The 18,784-nt window shown below is 70.5% G+C and carries 16 protein-coding genes; 11 read left to right on the top strand and 5 right to left on the bottom strand.

Annotated features, from left to right (window positions below):
- Nucleotides 1-242: 242 nt before the first annotated feature.
- Nucleotides 243-1,106: a helix-turn-helix domain-containing protein gene (locus JFB92_RS02615; RefSeq protein ID WP_199034592.1), complete on the top strand. Its 864-nt coding sequence runs from the start codon at nt 243-245 to the stop codon at nt 1,104-1,106.
- The gene (locus JFB92_RS02610; protein WP_199034591.1) at nt 1,103-1,330 is read left to right on the top strand and encodes a DUF397 domain-containing protein; all 228 of its coding nucleotides are present in this window, start codon (nt 1,103-1,105) and stop codon (nt 1,328-1,330) included. Before JFB92_RS02615 ends, JFB92_RS02610 begins: the two co-directional genes overlap by 4 nt.
- 196 nt (nt 1,331-1,526) lie before the next feature.
- Here JFB92_RS02610 and JFB92_RS02605 read toward each other — a convergent pair whose 3' ends face one another.
- Both JFB92_RS02605 and JFB92_RS02600 read right to left on the bottom strand, forming a co-directional pair.
- The gene (locus tag JFB92_RS02605; RefSeq protein ID WP_199034590.1) at nt 1,527-3,290 is read right to left on the bottom strand and encodes a polarized growth protein Scy-related protein; all 1,764 of its coding nucleotides are present in this window, start codon (nt 3,288-3,290) and stop codon (nt 1,527-1,529) included.
- Nucleotides 3,291-3,444: 154 nt separating this feature from the next.
- Nucleotides 3,445-4,656: a cell division protein DivIVA gene (locus JFB92_RS02600; protein ID WP_372451555.1), complete on the bottom strand. Its 1,212-nt coding sequence runs from the start codon at nt 4,654-4,656 to the stop codon at nt 3,445-3,447.
- A gap of 327 nt (nt 4,657-4,983) precedes the next feature.
- Here JFB92_RS02600 and JFB92_RS02595 point away from each other — a divergent pair, with 327 nt between their 5' ends.
- Genes JFB92_RS02595 through JFB92_RS02570 form a run of 6 tightly spaced genes read left to right on the top strand, consistent with a single transcriptional unit; the run spans nt 4,984 to nt 11,966 of the window.
- Nucleotides 4,984-6,141: an acetyl-CoA C-acyltransferase gene (locus JFB92_RS02595; protein WP_199034587.1), complete on the top strand. Its 1,158-nt coding sequence runs from the start codon at nt 4,984-4,986 to the stop codon at nt 6,139-6,141.
- Nucleotides 6,141-7,061: a methylmalonyl Co-A mutase-associated GTPase MeaB gene (gene meaB, locus JFB92_RS02590; RefSeq protein ID WP_199034586.1), complete on the top strand. Its 921-nt coding sequence runs from the start codon at nt 6,141-6,143 to the stop codon at nt 7,059-7,061. The genes JFB92_RS02595 and meaB overlap by 1 nt, the downstream gene beginning before the upstream one ends.
- A gap of 43 nt (nt 7,062-7,104) precedes the next feature.
- A complete protein-coding gene (locus tag JFB92_RS02585; RefSeq protein WP_199034580.1) occupies nt 7,105-9,726 on the top strand; it encodes a valine--tRNA ligase in 2,622 nt (873 codons plus the stop codon).
- Nucleotides 9,723-11,066, top strand: a complete 1,344-nt coding sequence (locus tag JFB92_RS02580; RefSeq protein WP_199034783.1) for a bifunctional folylpolyglutamate synthase/dihydrofolate synthase — start codon at nt 9,723-9,725, stop codon at nt 11,064-11,066. Before JFB92_RS02585 ends, JFB92_RS02580 begins: the two co-directional genes overlap by 4 nt.
- Nucleotides 11,059-11,448 carry a DUF4233 domain-containing protein gene (locus tag JFB92_RS02575; RefSeq protein ID WP_199034570.1) on the top strand — a complete coding sequence of 130 codons (390 nt, stop codon included), beginning with the start codon at nt 11,059-11,061 and terminating at the stop codon, nt 11,446-11,448. The genes JFB92_RS02580 and JFB92_RS02575 overlap by 8 nt, the downstream gene beginning before the upstream one ends.
- A complete protein-coding gene (locus JFB92_RS02570; RefSeq protein ID WP_199034568.1) occupies nt 11,445-11,966 on the top strand; it encodes a GNAT family N-acetyltransferase in 522 nt (173 codons plus the stop codon). Before JFB92_RS02575 ends, JFB92_RS02570 begins: the two co-directional genes overlap by 4 nt.
- A gap of 3 nt (nt 11,967-11,969) precedes the next feature.
- On the opposite strand, the gene JFB92_RS02565 is transcribed toward JFB92_RS02570, so the two are convergent.
- Entirely contained in the window at nt 11,970-12,203 is a 234-nt protein-coding gene (locus JFB92_RS02565) for a hypothetical protein (protein ID WP_199034566.1), read from the bottom strand.
- Between the two features lie 235 nt (nt 12,204-12,438).
- Here JFB92_RS02565 and JFB92_RS02560 point away from each other — a divergent pair, with 235 nt between their 5' ends.
- From JFB92_RS02560 to JFB92_RS02550, 3 genes are read left to right on the top strand one after another with little or no spacing between them, the layout of a single operon-like run.
- Nucleotides 12,439-14,310: an SCO2524 family protein gene (locus JFB92_RS02560; RefSeq protein WP_199034564.1), complete on the top strand. Its 1,872-nt coding sequence runs from the start codon at nt 12,439-12,441 to the stop codon at nt 14,308-14,310.
- A 3-nt stretch (nt 14,311-14,313) separates the two neighbouring features.
- The gene (locus JFB92_RS02555) at nt 14,314-15,243 is read left to right on the top strand and encodes an SCO2523 family variant P-loop protein (RefSeq protein ID WP_199034562.1); all 930 of its coding nucleotides are present in this window, start codon (nt 14,314-14,316) and stop codon (nt 15,241-15,243) included.
- Between the two features lie 10 nt (nt 15,244-15,253).
- Nucleotides 15,254-16,252, top strand: a complete 999-nt coding sequence (locus JFB92_RS02550) for an SCO2522 family protein (RefSeq protein ID WP_199034561.1) — start codon at nt 15,254-15,256, stop codon at nt 16,250-16,252.
- Nucleotides 16,253-16,312: 60 nt separating this feature from the next.
- Here the strand turns inward: JFB92_RS02550 and JFB92_RS02545 are convergent, their stop codons facing one another.
- A complete protein-coding gene (locus tag JFB92_RS02545; RefSeq protein ID WP_199034559.1) occupies nt 16,313-17,329 on the bottom strand; it encodes an SCO2521 family protein in 1,017 nt (338 codons plus the stop codon).
- Nucleotides 17,329-18,771 (bottom strand): VOC family protein, encoded by a 1,443-nt coding sequence (locus tag JFB92_RS02540; protein ID WP_199034557.1) that lies wholly within the window; start codon nt 18,769-18,771, stop codon nt 17,329-17,331. Before JFB92_RS02540 ends, JFB92_RS02545 begins: the two co-directional genes overlap by 1 nt.
- Nucleotides 18,772-18,784 lie beyond the last annotated feature (13 nt).

Below are 18,784 nucleotides of genomic sequence, written 5' to 3'. Positions count from 1 at the left end.
ATGCGGGCGGTCCGGTCGCGAGACCCCGGCCCCATCCCAGGGCCAACGCTCAGCACATACCGGACCGTGCATGACTCCGTGAGAAGCATCTCGATGGAATCACTACCAGTATAATGGTAGATACCATCAAAAGTGTCAAGACCATCGTTGGTGTGTTTGTGAAGCTTGAGTGCTAGTCTCGCCCTATCGTCAGGGCGGCGCGCCAGCGGATTCGCTCATCGAGGCAGTGAGAGGATGGCGTGATGGTCGAACCGAAGAACCCCACTTGGAGAGCAAAGTGGCTGGGGCAGAAGCTTCGTGACCTGAGAAAGGCCAAGGAACTCAGCATCAGGGATGTTGCCGACTACCTAGAGTGCGGAACGACTACGGTCAACCGATTTGAGATTGGCACGTTCCCAGTGAAGAGTGACATCCTGGTCGATCTCATGAATCTCTACGGTGTTGCCACCCGGCCGGAGCGGGCGCAGCTCATCTATATCGCAGAGAATGTCGCCCAGCGTGGATGGTGGGACAGCCTGGTGTCGGACCAGGACTTCGCGGATTTCCTCTGGGCTGAGGACAATGCGAGAGCGATCCATGACTACCAGATCTCGTTCTACCCGGGGCTGTTGCAGCACCCGATGTACGCAGAGGCCCTGATCCGGGCCGGTTTGCCGACGGCATCCGATGCCGAGGTCTCCAAACTGGTCGAAGCCCGCCTCCTTCGAAGCGAACTGCTGCGCAAGGCAAACGGCCCGACCGCTCGGTTCGTGCTCCATGAAGCGGTTCTCTACCATCGCCTCCGCGGTGTCGAGAGGAAGGTCCATTCGGCGCAGCTCGAGCACCTTCTGAAGGTGTCCGAGCAACCGAGTGTGGAGTTGAGACTGCTGCCCTTGGCTTCGCCCGCTCCGACGATCCTCGACGTCAACGGTGGATTTACGATCCTTGAGATGCACGAGACTTGGCCGACCCTGCTCCATGTCGAGACTCTTGCTGGCGGAGTGGTCGCCGAAGCGCCTGACATAGACTCGGTGGTAGGCGTCTACGACCAGCTTTGGGACGACGCTCTGCGTGAAAAACAGACATTGGATCATCTAGCGGCAGTATTGAGGGAAGTGGAACAATGAGTCATGGTGCAGGCGCGAGTCGTTGGCCTCGTGACCTCTTCCGCAAGAGCACCCGCAGCAATGGAGGTGGGAGCGGACAGTGCGTCGCGGTCGCCGCCCAGGGTGATGAGGTCGCTTTGGGGGATACCAAGACTCCGGTCGCCGACACCTATGCTCACATCGTCGTGAGCACCGCCGACTTCAGCGCGCTGATCGCCGCCGTCAAGTCCGGCGAGATCGACTAACCTGCCCGCAGTTTCGGGCGCGCTCCTCTTCCCCAGGGGAGCGCTTTTTGCTTCCCTCCCCGGAGACCCGGTGCCGATCCCTTATCCCAGTGCCGGAGGACCGGGAACCCGGACCGGCCTGTGCCCGGTAGGGTCCGTGAACGGCCAGCGGGCCCGTGCCGCCAGGCACGGGCCCACTTTCTGTACGTCAGGTGCGTCAGGAGCTCTTTGACGATGAAGAGGACGAGACCTTGTCGGCCTCGGCCGCATCGTCCTGCTTCTCCTCGTTCCCGCCTTCGTCGCCTGAAGGGCCGCGGGCCTCGGAGCGCAGCTTCTCGGCCTGCTTGCGGGCGGTCGACAGGATGCCCTCGGCGTCGCGCCTGGCCTTCTCCTTGGCCGACTTCGACAGCTCCTTGGCCCGCTGCTTGGCCGTCTCGACCCGCTTCTCGGCCTCGGCGACGGACTTCTCCTTCTCGGCCTTGACCTGCTCGGCCTCCAGGTTCGCCTCGTCGAGGACCTTCTGGGCCTCGGCGCGGGCCTCGTCCAGCAGCCGCTCGCGCTCGGACTCGATCTGCTCGAGCTCGGCGCGCGCCTTCCGGGCCTCTTCCTCGGCCTGCTTTCGGTCGGCCTCGGCCTCGGAGCGCAGCTTCTCGGCCTCGGAGGCGGCGTCCGAACGGAGCTTCTCCGCCTCGGTCGAGGCTTCCTTTCGCATCGTCTTGGCCTGGGCGGCAGCGTCGGTGCGGAGCTTCTCCGCTTGAGCGGTGGCGTCGGCGGCCAGCTTCTCGGCCTTCTCGGCGGCGCCCACCGTCGTCTGCTCGGCAGCTGCGGCGGCCTCGGCCCGCAGACGCTCGCCCTCGGCCTCGGCCTCCTCGGTGACCTTCCGGGCCCGCTCGTCGGCCTCGGCGGTCAGCTTCTCGGCCTTCTCGCGCGCCTCGGCCTCCAGCTGCTCGGCCTCGGCCGCGGCCTCCTCGGTGCGCCGCTGCGCCTCCTGACGGACCCGCTTGGCCTCGTCGGCGGCCTCGGTGCGCGTCAGCGTCGCCTGGTCGGCCGCCTCCGCGCGCACCCGCGTGGCCTCGTTCTCGGCCTCGGTGCGGACGGTCTGGGCGAACGTCTCGGTCTCCTGCTTGAACCGTTCCAGGTTCTCGACGGTCTCGGCGCGCATCTCCTGCAGCTCGACCTCCAGCTCGGCGCGCTTGCGCTCGGCCTCAGCCTCGGCCTCGCCCACGATCCGGCCGGCCTTCTCGTGCGCCTCGGCGACGGTCCGCTCGGCCTCGGCGGCGGCCTCGTCCTTGAGCTGCTGGGCCTCGCCGCGGAGCCGCTCGACGTGAGCGACCAGCTGCCGGGCCTGCTCGTCGGCGGCGGCCCGCTTGTTCTCGGCGTCCTGCTCGGCTTCGGACACCAGCGCCGCGGCCCGCTCCTTGGCCTGGTCCACCAGCGCCTGGGCCTCGCGGGCCCGCTTGTTCATCTCGGCGTCGATGATCGCCCGCCGGTCGGCCTCGGCCTTCTCGGCCGCGGCCCGCCGGGCCTTGAGCGTGGTCTCGAAGTCCTTGCGCGCCTCTTCGATCTGGGCCTCGGCCTGTCGCAGCCTGCCCTCGGCGTGGCGGTGCAGCTCCGCGGTCTCGGCGCGGGCGCCCTGCTTGATCTCGGCGGCCTGCTCCTCGGCCAGGGTCAGCATGTGCTCGATCTTGACGCCCAGATGCCGGTAGGAGGCCTTGTCGCCGGCGGCCGAACGGCGCCGCAGGTCCTGGATCTGGGCCTGCAACTGCTGCACCTGCACCACCAGCCGGTCGACCTGGGCCTGCACCTCGGTCTTCTCGGCCGCGTACGTGTCGCGCTCCAGCTCCAACCGTTCGATCGCGGCCTTGACCTGCTTCTTGTCGTAGCCGCGCAGCGCCGTGTCGAACTCGTCCTCAAGTGGCTGGACATCGGTGAAGCCGCTCAGCAGGTCGCTGTCGTCGCCAAGTCTTTTGTCACGCGCCATACACCCTCATCCTCACATAAGCCGCGTCCCGCCGCCTCGATCACCGACCGGGGCGACGGGACGCGGTAGAGCCGTGGCTCCCCCCACCGCCGTCCAACGCCTGATGACCAATCTACGCAGCGATGGGTACGACGGTAACGCGGATTCGCCAGGATTACTTCTCGTCCGATGTTTCTCCGAAGGCCTCTCCCATTGCGCCACCCATCATGCCCGACAGGGTCTGGGTCATGTTGCGGAGCGTGGCCTGCACCTCGTCGCGCTTCGAGGTGAGCTCGGCGACCTTGTCCTCGGCCTCCTTGGTGATGCGCTCGGCGTCCGACTTGGCGTCCGACAGCAGCCGCTCGGCCTCGGACTTGGCGTCCGAGACCTGCTTCTGCGCGTCGTTCTTGGCCTTCGAGGTGGTCTCCTCGGCGTACTTGTCGGCCTCGGAGCGCTTCTCCTCGGCGCGGGTCTCGGCGGACTTGGCCCGCTCCTCGGCGTCCCTGGCGCGGTTCTCGGCGTCGGAGACCAGCTTCTGCGTCTCGGCGACCGCGCGCGTGTGGCGCTCGGACTCCTCGCGCTCGGCCTTCTCTTTGCGCTCGGCCAGCTCCAGATCGAGGGCCTGGAGGTCCTTGTCGCGCTTCTCCTTGGCCTCGGCGAACAGCTTCGCGGCCTCGGCGCGCTTCTCCTCGGCCTCGCGGGCGGCCTTGGCGCGCAGCTGCGTGATCTCGCGGTCGGCGGTGGCGCGCATCGTGGCGACCTCGCGCTCGACCGAGGCCTTCAGCTCGGCGACCTCGTGGCCGGTGGCGGTGCGCAGCTGCTTGGTCTCGCGCTCGGCGTCGGACCGGAGGGTCTCGCACTCGCGGCGGGCGTTGGTGCGCATCTCGGCGACCTCGCGCTCGACCTGCGTGCGCAGTGTGGTCGCCTCGCGCTCGGCGGTCTGCTTGAGTCCGCCGGCCTCGTTGCGGGCGCTGTCGGTGATCTCGCGGGCCTCGAGGCGGGCCGCGGACAGGATGCCCTCGGTCTCGCGCTTGGCCTCGGCGCGGTGCTCGTTGGCCTGCTCCTCGGCCAGGCGCAGGATCTGCTCGACCCGGGTGCCGAGGCCGGACAGGGTGGGACGGGAGTTCTCCTCGAGCTGCTTGGTCTGCTCGGAGAGTCGCTGCTCGAGTCCCTGAACCCGCTGCTCGGCCTGGCGGAGCCGCCGCTGGGAGTCGGTCATCCGCTGCTCGGCCTCGGTGCGCTGCTGCTCGACCTGGGTCAGCCGCGCCATGTTCTTCTGGATGAACTCATCCACCTGGTGTCGGTCATAACCCCGCAACTGCACGGGGAATTCCGGCACCGATTGGTCGTTGTCGAAAAAGGTACTGTTGGAGGGCTGCTGCGACATGGCCTAATAGTTGCAGATGCGACCCGGCGTGTCGACACCAAGGTGGGGGTTTTGGGGAGCCCGAATCCCCGCCGCGCCAGGGGCAAAAGCCGCAAAACCCCTGAAACGGTAACCGATTGCGCTCGCGTAACAACCGCGCGGCGGCCGGGCGGCGGTCGGAAACCCGACATACGCCTTGCGCTGGGGTCGCTCGCCCCATTCGGTCGGCAACCCGCCCTCGGGCCGGGCCGCCGACCGCCCGGCCGCCCCCACACCGCGGATGCGCCGCAGGCCGGTTCAGCCCGCCGACGTCATACGATCGAGGGGCACCGACCAATGGAGGTCCGCATGAACGACAGCACCGTCATCCTCGCCGCCGCCCGCACACCCGTCGGGCGGTTCAACGGCGCCCTGGCCGACATCCCCGCCACCGACCTGGCCGGGACCGCGATCAGGGCCGCGCTCGAACGCGCCGGAGTCGACCCCGAACGAGTCGACCAGGTGATCCTCGGCCAAGTCCTGCCCGCCGGGTGCGGGCAGAACCCCGCCCGCCAAGCGGCCGTGGCCGCCGGGGTGCCGATGCGCGTGCCCTCGTTGTCGGTCAACAAGGTCTGCCTTTCCGGGATGAGCGCGATCGGCCTGTCCGACCAGCTCCTGCGCGGCGGCGCGGCCGACGTGATCGTCGCCGGGGGCATGGAGTCGATGAGCCGCGCTCCGCACCTGCTGCCCGGCTCGCGCCGCGGCTTCAAGTACGGCGAGGCCGTCCTGCTCGACCACCTGGCCCACGACGGCCTCACCGACGCCTACGACGGCATCTCCATGGGAGAGTCCACCGAGCGCCACCTGACGTCCAAGAACATCACCCGTCAGGACCAGGACGAGTTCTCCGCCGCCAGCCACCAGCGGGCCGCCAAGGCCGCCGAGCGGCTCGCCGAGGAGATCACGCCGGTCGAGACCCGCAAGGGACTGGTCGACGCCGACGAGGGCGTCCGCCCCGAGTCGACCCCCGAGGCCCTCGCCCGGCTGCGGCCCTCGTTCACCGAGAACGGCACCATCACCGCCGCCAGCGCCTCCCAGATCTCCGACGGCGCCTCGGCGCTGGTGCTGACCCGCAGGTCCGTCGCCGAGGCCAACGGCTGGTCCTGGGAGGCCGAGATCCTCTCCTACGGGACCGTCGCCGGACCCGACAACTCCCTGCTCGACCAGCCGGCCGGGGCCATCGCCCAGGTCCTGGACAAGGCCGGGGCCGCCGTCGCCGACCTCGAGGTCGCCGAGATCAACGAGGCGTTCGCCGCCGTCGTCATCTCCTCGGCCGCCACGCTCGGCCTCGACCTCGAACGGGTCAACCCCGACGGCGGCGCGATCGCCCTCGGACACCCGATCGGGGCCTCCGGCGCCCGCCTGGTCCAGACCCTGTCCCGCCAGCTGCGGCCCGGCCAGCTCGGCGCCGCCGGCCTGTGCGGCGGCGGCGGCCAGGGAGACGCGATCCTCCTCAAGGGAGCCTGATGCGGGTCGACGAGACCGTGGCCGCGGCCCGGGCGGGGGACCGCCGGGCCGTGGCCAGGCTCCTGTCCGCCGTCGAGAACGGCGCGCCCGAGGCCGCCCGGATCGCCCGGGCCACCAAGGGCGGCGACGCCACCGTCGTCGGCGTCACCGGCTCGCCCGGGGTCGGCAAGTCCACGCTCGTCTCCGGGCTCATCGGCTCCTGGCGCGAGTCCGGGCTGCGGGTCGCCGTGCTCGCGGTCGACCCCTCCAGCCCCTTCTCGGGCGGCGCCATCCTCGGCGACCGGGTCCGCATGGCCGACCACGCGCTCGACCGGAGCGTCTACATCCGCTCGGTCGCCACCCGCGGGCACCTGGGCGGCCTGGCCGCCTCCACCGGTGCGGCCGTGCGCCTGCTCGAAGGGCTCGGCTTCGACTCGGTCATCGTCGAGACCGTCGGCGTCGGCCAGGCCGAGGTCGAGATCGCGGCCCTGGCCGACACCACGCTCCTGCTGCTGGCGCCCGGCATGGGCGACGCGATCCAGGCGGTCAAGGCGGGCGTGGTCGAGATCGCCGACGTCTACGTGGTCAACAAGGCGGACCGGCCCGGCGCCGACGCCGCCGTCCGCGACATGAAGGCCATGATGTCGCTGGTCAAACGCGAGCCGGGCGAGTGGCGGCAGCCGATCTGCAAGACCGTCGCCCACACCGGAGAGGGCCTGGACGACCTCGTGGCCGCGATCGGCAAGCACCGCGACTGGCTGGCCGGGACCGACCTGCTGGCGCAACGCCGCCGCCGCCGGGCCGCCGCCGAGATCCGCGCCGTGGTCGACGACGAACTGCGCGGCCGCTACAAGGTCACCGAGGCCCTCGCCGCCGAGGTCGCCGCCGGAGACCTCGACGTGGCCGAGGCCGCCCGCCGAGTGCTGGGCGACACCGCCTAAACCGCTTCGACGCTGCCCCGGCGGCCTCCTTACACTGGTCGATGTGACAGATGCAGCGAAGAAGACGACGACCCGCGAAACCCACCTGTCGAAGTCGTACGAGCCGGTAAGCGTTGAGGCTCGGCGCTACGAGAAGTGGGTAGCCGACGGTCGCTTCAAAGCTGCCGACGACTCCGATCGCGACCCGTACTGCATCGTGATCCCGCCGCCCAACGTGACCGGACAGCTCCACCTCGGACACGCGCTCAACCACACGCTCATCGACGCGATGGTGCGCCGCGAGCGCATGAGGGGCAAGGAGGCGCTGTTCCTCCCCGGCACCGACCACGCCGGGATCTCCACCCAGAACGTGGTGGAGCGCCAGCTCGCCGACAAGGAGGGCATCTCCCGCCACGACCTGGGCCGCGAGGCGTTCGTGGAGCGGGTGTGGGAGTGGAAGGCCACCTACCACGACCGCATCACCTCCCAGATGAAGAAGATCGGCGACGGCGTCGACTGGGACCGCGAGCGGTTCACCCTCGACGAGGGCCTGTCCCACGCGGTGCAGACGATCTTCAAGCGCCTCCACGACGACGGGATGATCTACCGCGCCGAGCGCATCATCAACTGGTGCCCGCGCTGCATGACCGCGCTGTCGGACGCCGAGGTCGAGCACTCCGACGACGCGGGCGAGCTCGTGTCGATGCGCTACGGCGAGGGCGAGAACTCCATCGTGGTCGCCACGACCCGGCTGGAGACGATGCTCGGCGACACCGCCGTGGCCGTCCACCCCGACGACGAGCGCTACGCCCACCTGGTCGGCAGGACCGTGGAGCTGCCCTTCACCGGGCGGCACATCCCCGTCGTCGCCGACGAGCACGTCGACCCCGAGTTCGGCAGCGGCGCGGTCAAGGTGACCCCCGCGCACGACCCGAACGACTTCGCCATCGGCGAGCGGCACGGCCTGGAGTCGATCCTCATCATGGACGAGCGCGGCGTCATCACCGCCCACGGCCCCTTCCAGGGCCTGGACAGGTTCGAGGCCCGCTCGGCGATCGCCTCCGCGCTGCGGGCCGACGGCCGCATCGTGGCCGAGAAGCGCCCGTACATCCACGCCGTCGGCCACTGCGACCGCTGCGACACCACGGTCGAGCCGCGCCTGTCGAAGCAGTGGTTCGTGAAGATCGAGCGCCTCGCCAAGCTCGCCGGGGACGCCGTCCGAAACGGCGACACCAAGATCTACCCGCCGGAGATGGAGAAGCGCTACTTCCAGTGGGTGGACAACCTCCTCGACTGGTGCATCTCCCGCCAGCTGTGGTGGGGCCACCGCATCCCGATCTGGTACGGCCCGGACGGCGAACAGGTCTGCGTGGGCCCGGGCGAGGAGGCCCCCGAGGGCTACACCCAGGACCCGGACGTGCTCGACACCTGGTTCTCCTCGGCGCTGTGGCCCTTCTCGACCCTCGGCTGGCCCGCCGAGACGGCCGCGCTGAAGAAGTTCTATCCGACCGCGTCGCTCATCACCGGCCAGGACATCATCTTCTTCTGGGTGGTGCGGATGATGATGTTCGGGACCTACGCCATGGGCGAGGTGCCGTTCAAGGAGGTCTACCTCCACGGCCTCATCCGCGACAAAGAGGGCAAGAAGATGTCGAAGTCCTCGGGCAACGGCATCGACCCGCTCGAAGTGGTCGACACCTACGGGGCCGACGCGCTGCGCTACATGCTCGCCCGCGACGCCCAGCCCGGCAGCGACAACACCGCCTCGATCGAACTGGCCGAGATCGCCCGCAACTTCTGCAACAAGCTGTGGAACGGCACCCGGTTCGCGCTCATGAGCGGCGCCACCGTCGAAGGGGACCTGCCCGAGTCGCCGTCCCTGATCGACCGGTGGATCCTCTCGAGGCTGTCGCGGACGGTCACCGCCGTCGACGCCCTGCTGGACCAGTACGAGTTCGCCAAGGCCATGGACGCGCTCTACCACTTCGCGTGGGACGACGTGTTCGACTGGTACCTGGAGCTGACCAAGCCGGTCCTGGCCGAGGGCGGGCGGCCCGCCGACGACACCCGCCGCGTCATCGGCCACGTCTTCGACCAGCTGCTGCGCCTGCTGCACCCGGTGATCCCGTTCGTCACCGAGGAGCTGTGGCTGTCCCTGACCGGCGGCGAAGAGCGCGGCGAATCGCTCACCGTGGCCGCCTGGCCGGCCGCCGGCGAGGCCGACGCCGAGTCCGAGCGGCTCGTCGAGGCCCTCCAGCACCTGGTGGTCGAGGTGCGGCGATTCCGCGACGGGCAGGGCGTCAAGCCCAGCCAGAGCGTGGCCGCGGCCCTTACGGGTCTGTCCGACGCGGGCCTGGACGGCCAGGAGCGCCTCATCCGCACCCTGGTGCGCCTCGACGAGCCCGGTGAGGGCTTCGCGCCCACCGCCGAACTGGCCGTGTCCGACCAGGTCTCGGTCGCGCTCGACACCTCGGGGACCATCGACGTCGCCGCCGAGCGCGCCCGCCTCGAGAAGGCGCTGAAGGCCGCTCAGAAGGAGCTCGACGGGACGACCAAGAAGCTCGGCAACGAGGCGTTCCTGTCCAAGGCCCCCGAGGCCGTGGTCGAGAAGATCCGGACCCGCAAGGCCACCGCCGAGGCCGACATCGCCCGCGCGACCGCGCAACTCCAGCGGCTGGACGGCTGACCTTGGACCGCGAACTCGCGCATGTCGAGGCCGCCCTGGAGGCGCGCGGCTTCTCCCGCTGGGACTTCACGCTCGACCGCATCAAGGAACTGCTGCAGCTGCTGGGCGACCCGCAGCGGTCCTTCCGGGCGGTGCACCTGACCGGAACCAACGGCAAGACCTCGACCACGCGGATGATCGAGCGGCTGGTGCGCGGCCACGGGCTGCGCACCGGCATGTTCACCTCCCCGCACCTGGAGGACCTGACCGAGCGGATCGTCATCGACGGCGAGCCGATCGCGCCCGAGCGGCTCTCCGAGGTCTACCGGGAGATCGAGCCGCTGGCCGACCTGGTCGACTCCGGCTCGCCGGCGACGCTCACCTACTTCGAGATGACCGTCGCGCTGGCCATGGCCGCGTTCGCCGACACGCCGATCGACGTGGGCGTGATCGAGGTCGGGCTCGGCGGCGAGACCGACTCGACGAACGTCCTGAACGCCGAGGTCGCCGTCGTCACCCCGATCGGGATCGACCACACCAAGTGGCTCGGGAACTCCCTCGAGGAGATCGCCACCATGAAGGCCGGCATCGTCCACTCCGGATCGACGCTGGTGACCGCGGAGCAGGAGCGCGAGGCCATGGGTCCGCTGCTGCGGCGCGCCAAGACCGTCGGGGCGAAGCTGGTGGCCGAGGGCCGCGGCTTCGCCGTCACCGCCCGCGAGGTCGCCGTCGGCGGCCAGCAGCTCACCGTGGAGACCCGCGCGGCCCGCTACGAGGACCTGTTCCTGCCGATCCACGGCGAATACCAGGCCCACAACGCGGCCCTGGCGCTGGCGGCGACCGAGGTGCTGCTGGGCGCCGGGGAGCCCAAGGCGCTCGACGCGCAGGTGGTCGGCGAGGCGTTCGCCGACTTCACCTCGCCGGGCCGCCTGGAGGTGGTGCGGACCGCGCCGACGGTCATCCTCGACGCCGCCCACAACCCGGCCGGCATGGAGGCGATGACCAGGGCCGTCGAGGAGGAGTTCAACTTCCGCAAGCTGGTGGCGGTGGTCGGGATGCTCGCCGACAAGGAGGTCGACCACATGCTCGAACTGCTCGACCCGGTCGTCGACGAAATCGTGGTCACCAGGTCCACCTCGGACCGGGCGATGCCGGCCGCGACCCTCGGCAAGGCGGCCGCCGAGATCTTCGGGCCCGAGCGGGTGACGGTCCTGCCGCACCTGTCCGACGCGATCGCCCGCGGGATCGAGCTGGCCGAAGAGGCCGACGACGTCTACGAGTCCGGCGGCGGCGTGCTCGTCACCGGCTCGGTGTTCACCGTCGCCGACGCGCGGAAGCTGCTGGTGCGCCGCCGTGGCTGAACCGGACCGGACCGCCTCGGGCCTGCGGGACCCGATCCGCGCCGCCCGCTCGCTGGCCGCGGTCGCCCTCGGCTTCGAGGCGTTCGCCCTGCTGATGGCGATCGTGCCGATGCGGATGCTGCTCGACGACCCGGTCCCGGCCACCTGGGCCGTGGTCGCGCTCGTGGCGGCCTGCGTCGTCCTGGCCGGGATGTCCCGCCGCAGGTGGGTGTGGTCGGCCGGAGCCCTCGTGCAGCTCGCGTTGATCGCGCTGGGGGCGTTGAGCTTCGCTCGACCGGAGCAGTGGAACTGGTCGCTGGGCGCGGCCGGGCTGGTGTTCGGGGCCGTGTGGGCCTACTGCTGGAATGTCAAGGCCGGACTGGAGAGGCCCCCGAGGCGATGAGCGTCCGCCTCGAGACCGAGCGGCTGGTGCTGCGCCCGTGCACCGAGGCCGACGTCGAGCCTATCGCCCAGATCAACGCCGATCCCGAAGTCATGCGCTACATCGGCGACGGCCGACCCCGCAACCCCGAGAAGACCCGCGAAGGCGTCGAGAAGTCGATGCGGCACTGGGACGAGCACGGCTGGGGCGGCTTCGCGGTCGAGATCGCCGAGACCGGCGAGGTGATCGGTCTCGCGGTCCTGGCCGTCCCGGACTTCCTGCCCGAGATCCTCCCGGCGGTCGAGGTCGGCTGGCGCATCGAACGCGGCCGGTGGGGCCGCGGCTACGCGCCCGAGGCGGCCCGCGCCGCCATCGGCTTCGCTCTCGGCGAGGCCGGAATGGACCGGCTGGTCTCGTGCATCCACAGCGAGAACGCCGCCTCCCGTCGTGTGGCCGAGAAGCTCGGCATGGCACTCGAGAGGACCACGGTCGTTCCCGGCCACGGGGTCCCCTGCGAGGTCTGGGAGATCCGCCGCTGACGGTCAGCAGCTGCCGCCGTCCCCGCCGCCTCCGCCACCGTCGAAGCCGCCGCCACTGCTGCTGCCGCTGTCGCCGCAGCCGGAATCGGAGCCGGGGGCGCCGGCGCCGTAGACCGAATTGGTCTGTCCGGCCGTGTAGCCGCCGCCGTGGACGGATCCGCGGTTCCTCTTGGGAACGGCGAGCGCGAGAGCGACCACGGCGAAGATGGCGATGATCAGGAGTATGGGCAATGCCATGTCCACAGTGCTCCTTCGGGTCCGAGGGACACGCCCGGAAGCCGGAGGCCCCCGGGCCGGGGCGTCGTACGTCGAGCCTAGCGCCGGGATGCCAACGCGTGGGTACGTCGCTGTCGTGTAGCCGACAATGTTCGTTCTGTGTCTGTTGTTGCGTGGCTTGTGATCTTGGCGGCGTCATGCCATAGTGAACTGGTCCGTAGAGCCTGAATTCCTCTGGCGGTGGTCCCCTGTGAAGATGCAGCCTCGGCAGCAACTGCTCGATATCTGGAAGGCCCAGGTGGCCTACAGCATGCGCCTGCCGAAGGGGGCCGAGGAGCTGAACGGCAGGCAGTGGTACTGGGGCGGGCGCAACGACTCCGACGCGGTCGGCGACGCCCAGCAGCTGCTGTGCATGCTCCTGCCCGCGCAGGAGCTTCCCGAGCTGGCCTACTCGAATCCGGACGCCACCAGCGAACCCGTCCTCGACGCGCTGAAGGGCCTGGGCGACCCGGTCGAGATCCCGATCTTCGTCATGAAGCTGATCAAGGACTACATGGTCTGGCACACCGACGAGGACGGGGTGCCGATCTACAGCGGCGGGTCCAACATGCACCGCATCGACCGCTCCCGCGAGGCCAATCCGGATCAGCGGAAGGTCGACATCACCGAGGGCTTCGCGCTGGCCATCCCGCTGTGCATCGCCGCGCTCGTCTTCCTGACCGACTTCGGCCCGACCGCCGACCGGCTCGGCCGCCCCGGGCTGATCGAGGAGCGGCAGGAGGCCGAGGACCTGGTCCACCGGCGGCTGCGCGGGGCGCTGGTAGGTCTCCTGCGCTCGTTCTCGGTGGCGACCTACGACGAGAGCGACGAAGAGGGCCGGCGCCTGATCGAGTTGATCAACGTCGACGGCCTGGCCTCGCGCAAGATCATCCGCCGCTTCCGCGAGAAGGCGCAGGAGATCATCGGCTCCCTGCGGGACATCACCATCGGCTCGGGCGGCACCGCCGCCGTCGAGGCGTCCACAAAGCTGTTCGAGGTCGGCTGGTCCTGGTCGGTCGTGGAGAAGGCCCCCGAGGTCGAGATCGTCGCCGACCGCACCGGGCAGCGTCCCGGCCGCGCCCTGGACGCCCCATACCTGTACTTCACCGTGGTCGCGATCGAGGCGATCGCGACCCTGTTCTCCGCGCGCGTGGTCCGCCGCAACTTCCTCAACGACGAGGAGCAGCAGCTGGTACAGGCCCTCCAACTGCGCCTGGACGTCACCCGCCGCTACTGGTCGATGGTCGCCTCCTTCGGCGGCGGCTCGAAGTGGCCGCTCGAGGACGTCCCGTGGCGCACCACCGACGGCCTGGAGTACGACTACTACAGCCTCCTGGTGTGCGCGGTCGCCACCAACGCCTTCGGCAGCAGGCGGGGCGGCGACGACGACCTGATCCGGCTCGGCGACGTCCTGGTCGAGCTGGCCAACCGCGGGCGCATCACCCGCCGCCCTCTCGCCGCGGACCGGGCCATCGAGATGCACTTCCCGGGCGTGCGGTCCGAGCTGACCGGGATCGAGAAGCTCGACGGCCCGCCGATGCGCTGGAACATGGTCGACTACGCGCCCCTGCTGCTCAAGCGCCTCTACCACGCCGCGAGCCTGCTCACCACCATCGAGGCCCGCGCCGAGCTGCTCGGCGTCGCCGACGAGGTGTGGGAGCACCTGGCGCGCAGGCGCATGCGCAAGGGCGAGGCCGCGAAGCTGTGGGACCAGCCGGCGCAGGTGTTCGATCAGCTCGAAGTCGAGTTCGAGAACCCCTCCTGGCACTTCACCATCCGCGTGGTCGAGTCGATGATCCTCGCCGCCCAGTTCGCGGCCTCCGAACCGGCCCGCTCCCGCGACCTGGAGCACCTGGCCAAGGAGCTGCTGGTCGAGGCCGAGCACGTCTACGACCAGGAGCTGTTCCGCGGGTCCGGCGCGGCCGGACCGTCGCTGGCCCAGGAGATCCAGGCGGTCGGCACCACGATCCGCCACGCCAAGGACATCGTGGACGAGCGCCCGGGAACGGCCTACGCCCTCGGCGTGCGCGCTCTGCTCGAACTCGACCGGCTGATCTCGGCCGGGCGCGACGCCGCGACGGGAGTCTGACCGATGCTGATCTTCGCCACCTCCGACAAGGGAGGAACCGGAAGGTCGGTCACGTCCTGCAACTTGGCCTACCGCAGGGCCGTCCAGGGCGGCAACGTGTGCTATGTGGACTTCGACTTCGGTTCGCCGACGGCCGGGGCCATCTTCAGCCTCGACGAGATGGTCCACGGCACCTTTGGCAAGGGCGTCCACGACTACCTCCAGGGCCTGGCCTCAGAACCCGAGCGCCACCTGGTGTGGGCCGAGTCCGACCGCGAGGAGCTGCGGGTGCGGCCCGACGGCGCCGGCGAGCTCGTGCTGCTGCCCGGGGACGCCGACGGCGGCGAGTTCCCCGGCGACGAGTCCACCGTGCGCCGCTGCGTGGACCTGTTCCTGCGGCTCGAGGCCGAGTTCGACCTGATCATCGTGGACCTGAGCGCGGGCCGGTCCCATGCCACCGAGATCGTCATGGCCGCGACCTCCCGGCCCGAGCTGGAGGCCGTCCCGTGGCGCTGGATCGTCTTCCACCGCTGGACCAAGCAGCACGTCCTGGCCGCCCACAGCCTCGTCTACGGCGAGCGCGGTCTGATCGACACCGGCCTGGCCTGGCGGCACAACGAGACCCGCCTGCGGAACTCGATCAGGTTCGTGCGCACCGCGGTGGTCAACCCCGACGGCCCGGAGCTGGCCGGACTCAAGTCCACGCAGGTGCGGTGGCTGCGCCGCATCAACGCCGACCTGCACCAGATGGCGGCCGGGCAGGGGGTGGGCCGGATGAACCTGCTCGGCTCGGTCCCGCTCGACCCGGTCCTGCAGTGGCGGGAGCAGATCATCACCGACGCCGACACCGCCACCCTCGACATCGCCAACCAGCGGACGGTGAACGCGTTCAACGAGCTGGCCAAGGGCGCCAGCGAAGAGGCGTTCACCCCCCGATTCGACGTCGGCGCGTGAGGGGGCAGCGGTGATCTACGAGGAGACCAGCGCCAAGCAGCGGACCGAGCGGTTCGGCATGTCGCACCTGTCGATCGAGGTCGGGCACCTGTACGCCGACGACCTGGCGGCCCGGCCCGACGCCCTGCGCGAGGAGATGGCCTCGGCGGCCTCGTGGGTCCACGGCGTCACCGAGAACCTCCGGCGCCGCCTCGGCGGCCGCACCCCCCGTGTGAGCACCTGCTACCTGGTCGACGACTACTTCCACCGGGACATGCCCTCGCCCGAGAAGCTCATCGCGACCATCGGCGAGGCCGCCGCCGACGCGGGCCTGCGCATCGACTACCTGGCTCGCGAGTCCGCCTGCGCGACCATGGGCGACCTCGAACTGGCTTCGCTGGTGGCCGACCGCATCGTCTTCGAGCCGGCGCCGGGCACCACCGGCGCCCGCCCGCCGGTGTCCAAGTCCGGCTGGCTGTGCAACGGCATCCCCAGCCCGCCGCCGCGGCGGGTGGCCATGAGCGAGCCCGACCAGTGGAAGCCGCCGACCCAGAACTCGGCCCGCGAGCATTCGGTCTTCCTCGACGTCGAGCTGTGGAGCGAGACCTCGGAAGGCCGGCTCTGGTCCTGCCCGATGCTGGCGGCCGTATGGCAGCTGCTGCGCCTGGGCGTCCTGCGCGACCAGGGCAAGCGCGTGGGCATCCCCGTGCCGATCGAGAAGGTCGTGCCGACCGAGCGCAGCCACGAGCCCGGACCGGTGCCGTCCTCGCCCTACCCCGAGCTGTGGCGGGACATGCCGCCGATCATCCAGCTCAACCCCGAGGCGTTCCCGTTCCCGGCCTACCGGACGCTGACGGTCGTGGCGGGCGACTTCATCGAGGTCGAGCACGCGGTGCGCGTGATCTGCTCGTGCGTGCCGCCCGACCCGGGAGCGAACGAGGTCATCAGCCTGGCCGCCGAGCGCGAGCGCATCCACCTGCCGACCGAGTTGGTGGACCGCCTCAACTACATCTTCCAGACCCCGTTTTAGGGCCTGTCCTGTGGATCCGAACGGGCGTTACCCGGCCCGTTCGGATCCACAGGACAGGCTCTAATCGGGCTCGACCTCGCGCTGGACCAGCTGCGGGTGCTGCTCCATGATCGACAGGAGGCGGTCGGCCAGGTCCGCGGCGCCGTAGTCGACCTGTCCGCGCACCCGCTCGACCATCGTGTTCCACTGGTGCGTCAGCCCCGGTTGGCGTTCCAGGGCGTCCCACGCGAACTGGAGGTCCTCGGCGGTGCGGGCCCCCGGCGCCCACAGGTGCAGCAGGTGGTCGACCAGCGGGCGGAGCGTGCGGAAGGTGTACTTGGCGTCCTGGCCGACCCTGGCCAGCGAGATCCGCGAGTCCACGGCCGTCAGCAGCCACTCGTGGACCGCCAGGTCCTCGGCGGCCGCGGCCACGGCCTCCGGCTCGATCAGCCCGCAGTTCAGCTCCAGGCTGCGGCGCTCGGCGTCGACCAGCCGGAGCCGCACCTTCGGCTCGGCGTTCGGTTCGACGACCGCGGCCCACCGCAGCCGGGTCGAGGCGGTCCGGAACGGCGGGTGGCGGTCGAGGATCTGCCGGGTCTGCACCTCCAAGAACGGGTGCCGGGCGATCGCCCCGGTGTCGAGGAACTCGCTTCGGTCCCGCCGGACGTCGGCGCGCAGGAAGCCGTCGAGGAGCCGCTGCTGCTGGAGCTTCCCGATCGGGTAGATCCTGCCGGGGCGGGCCAGGTAGTACGACCAGGGCATGCGCCGGGGCCGGTCCTGCGGCTCGATCGCGGTCCACGCCGAACCCTGGAGCAGGTGGCCGCCGGTCAGGACCGCTCGCGAGGAGACGGTGCCTACCACCCGGACCGACCCGTTGTCGCCATCGGCGTCGGCGTAGCGCTTGCCCGGCTTGGGCCCCAGCGGGAGCCGGCAGTCCACGCCGTGCAGTATCGGCGCCGACGAGGTGTGCGCGACCGGCCGCGCCCACTGGCTCACGCCCTCGCCGACCGCCAGCGACATCGCCCCCCGCGCCTGCTCGGGCGTGAGCGGCCCCGAATGCGGCAGCAGTCCCGTATGAATCTCTCCTATGACCAGCATCAGCTCTCCCGCTCGCGGTGCTCGGTTATGGCCAGGCCGTGGCCGTCCGGGTCGCGGAAGGCCGCGGCCCGCATCTCGTAATTCTGGCCGAGCAGGGCGGTGCGGGGCAGGTGCATGAACTCGACGCCGGCGTCGTTCATCTTCGTGAAGGCCGCGTCGATGTCGCCGACCTCGAAGGTCAGGTGCATCACGCCGGTCTCCCCGGGCGGGGCGTCGGGGCGCTCCCAGAGCAGGATCTTGCCGAACCCGGCGTCGAGGACGGCGGCCTCGTCGGTGCGGTCGGTGATGCTCAGGCCGAGGGCGTCGGAGTAGAACTCGATCGACCGCCGGAGATCGGCGACGATCAGGGTGGCGGCCACGTCGGTGACGTCGGCGCCGTTCAGGGCCTGCTCGGACAACAGGAGTTCGGCCAGGTCGTCGGGGATGTCGGCGGCCTTCTCCGGGGAGGATCGGGGGCGGGGCGGGGTCGGGATGGGGACGTCGATCCGGTTCGCGGGGGCCGCGGCGGGCTCGGCGATCCGGCGGTGGTCCGATGCCGTTTCGGGTTCGGGCCGCGGCGGCTCGGGCTCGAGGTCGGGTTCGGGCCGGTCCTCGGCCTCAGGAGGCGCGACCTCGATGACCTGGACGTCGACCGGGTCGGGGGCGGCCTCGGGCCGCCGGGACGTGGCCGGCTCGACCACCGGTCCGGCGCTGGGGGACGGCGAGACCGGCTCGGGTTCGGGCTCCGGCCGGGACTCGGCGGGCGCGGAGCCCTGACCGGCGCCGTTCGTGCCGTCGAACATCTCTTCGAGCGCGTCCAGAGAGGCCGGCGCGGCCGTCTCACGGGCTCGCGTGCGCGGCGGCTCGTCCTCGACGATGAGGTCTTCGAGCCGGTGCTCGCCGATCAGCGGCGGCTGCGGGACCGGCTGTGGGAACCGGCGGGCCGAATACTCGATGGTCATGATCGCGATGAACCCGGCCAGGCACAGGAACGACAGCAACGCGATCCCGACGCTCCCGGCGCCGAGTGCCATCGCGGCGAAGAAGGCGCAGAAGATCAGTAAAGTGATCGCGCCGATCGCCCGGGAGGTGCGCCAGCGCAACCGCCTGTCGCCGTTGAGGACCGTGCCGATCGCCTCGCCGCCCGCGGCGTGGTGCTGGGTGGCGTGGAGGCGGTGCATCGCGACCTGGTTGGCGGCCCACCAGCGGGTCTCGCGCATGCGGCGCTGCTGGTCGAGCATCGCCCGGTGCTGGCGCTGCTGCTCGGCGTTCTGGGCGGCCTTGGCGCCCTTCGTCATCGGCTGTTTGGGTGCGGCCTTGCCGCGGGCGCCGCCCTTCGCCCCGCCGCGGGCACCGCCTTTAGAGCCGCCCTTGGCTCCGCCGCGCGAGCCGCCTTTGGAGCCACCGCCTTTGGGAGCCTTCGCGGGCCTGGGGGCCGGCCGCGGTGGTTGTCTCGGGGGCATCTGGGACACCTCA

This window comes from Glycomyces salinus, assembly GCF_016428645.1.
GTDB lineage: Bacteria > Actinomycetota > Actinomycetes > Mycobacteriales > Micromonosporaceae > Glycomyces > Glycomyces salinus.
The sequence above is the reverse complement of the archived record's forward strand: the minus strand, read 5'-3'. Positions and strand labels throughout refer to the sequence as shown.

Bases quoted from the DNA above. Each gene is read 5' to 3' on its own strand.
- JFB92_RS02615 (WP_199034592.1), top strand. From the start codon at position 243: ATGGTCGAACCGAAGAACCCCACTTGGAGAGCAAAGTGGCTGGGGCAG.
- JFB92_RS02610 (WP_199034591.1), top strand. From the start codon at position 1,103: ATGAGTCATGGTGCAGGCGCGAGTCGTTGGCCTCGTGACCTCTTCCGC.
- JFB92_RS02605 (WP_199034590.1), bottom strand. From the start codon at position 3,290: ATGGCGCGTGACAAAAGACTTGGCGACGACAGCGACCTGCTGAGCGGC.
- JFB92_RS02600 (WP_372451555.1), bottom strand. From the start codon at position 4,656: ATGTCGCAGCAGCCCTCCAACAGTACCTTTTTCGACAACGACCAATCG.
- JFB92_RS02595 (WP_199034587.1), top strand. From the start codon at position 4,984: ATGAACGACAGCACCGTCATCCTCGCCGCCGCCCGCACACCCGTCGGG.
- meaB (WP_199034586.1), top strand. From the start codon at position 6,141: ATGCGGGTCGACGAGACCGTGGCCGCGGCCCGGGCGGGGGACCGCCGG.
- JFB92_RS02570 (WP_199034568.1), top strand. From the start codon at position 11,445: ATGAGCGTCCGCCTCGAGACCGAGCGGCTGGTGCTGCGCCCGTGCACC.
- JFB92_RS02565 (WP_199034566.1), bottom strand. From the start codon at position 12,203: ATGGCATTGCCCATACTCCTGATCATCGCCATCTTCGCCGTGGTCGCT.
- JFB92_RS02560 (WP_199034564.1), top strand. From the start codon at position 12,439: ATGCAGCCTCGGCAGCAACTGCTCGATATCTGGAAGGCCCAGGTGGCC.
- JFB92_RS02555 (WP_199034562.1), top strand. From the start codon at position 14,314: ATGCTGATCTTCGCCACCTCCGACAAGGGAGGAACCGGAAGGTCGGTC.
- JFB92_RS02545 (WP_199034559.1), bottom strand. From the start codon at position 17,329: ATGCTGGTCATAGGAGAGATTCATACGGGACTGCTGCCGCATTCGGGG.
- JFB92_RS02540 (WP_199034557.1), bottom strand. From the start codon at position 18,771: ATGCCCCCGAGACAACCACCGCGGCCGGCCCCCAGGCCCGCGAAGGCT.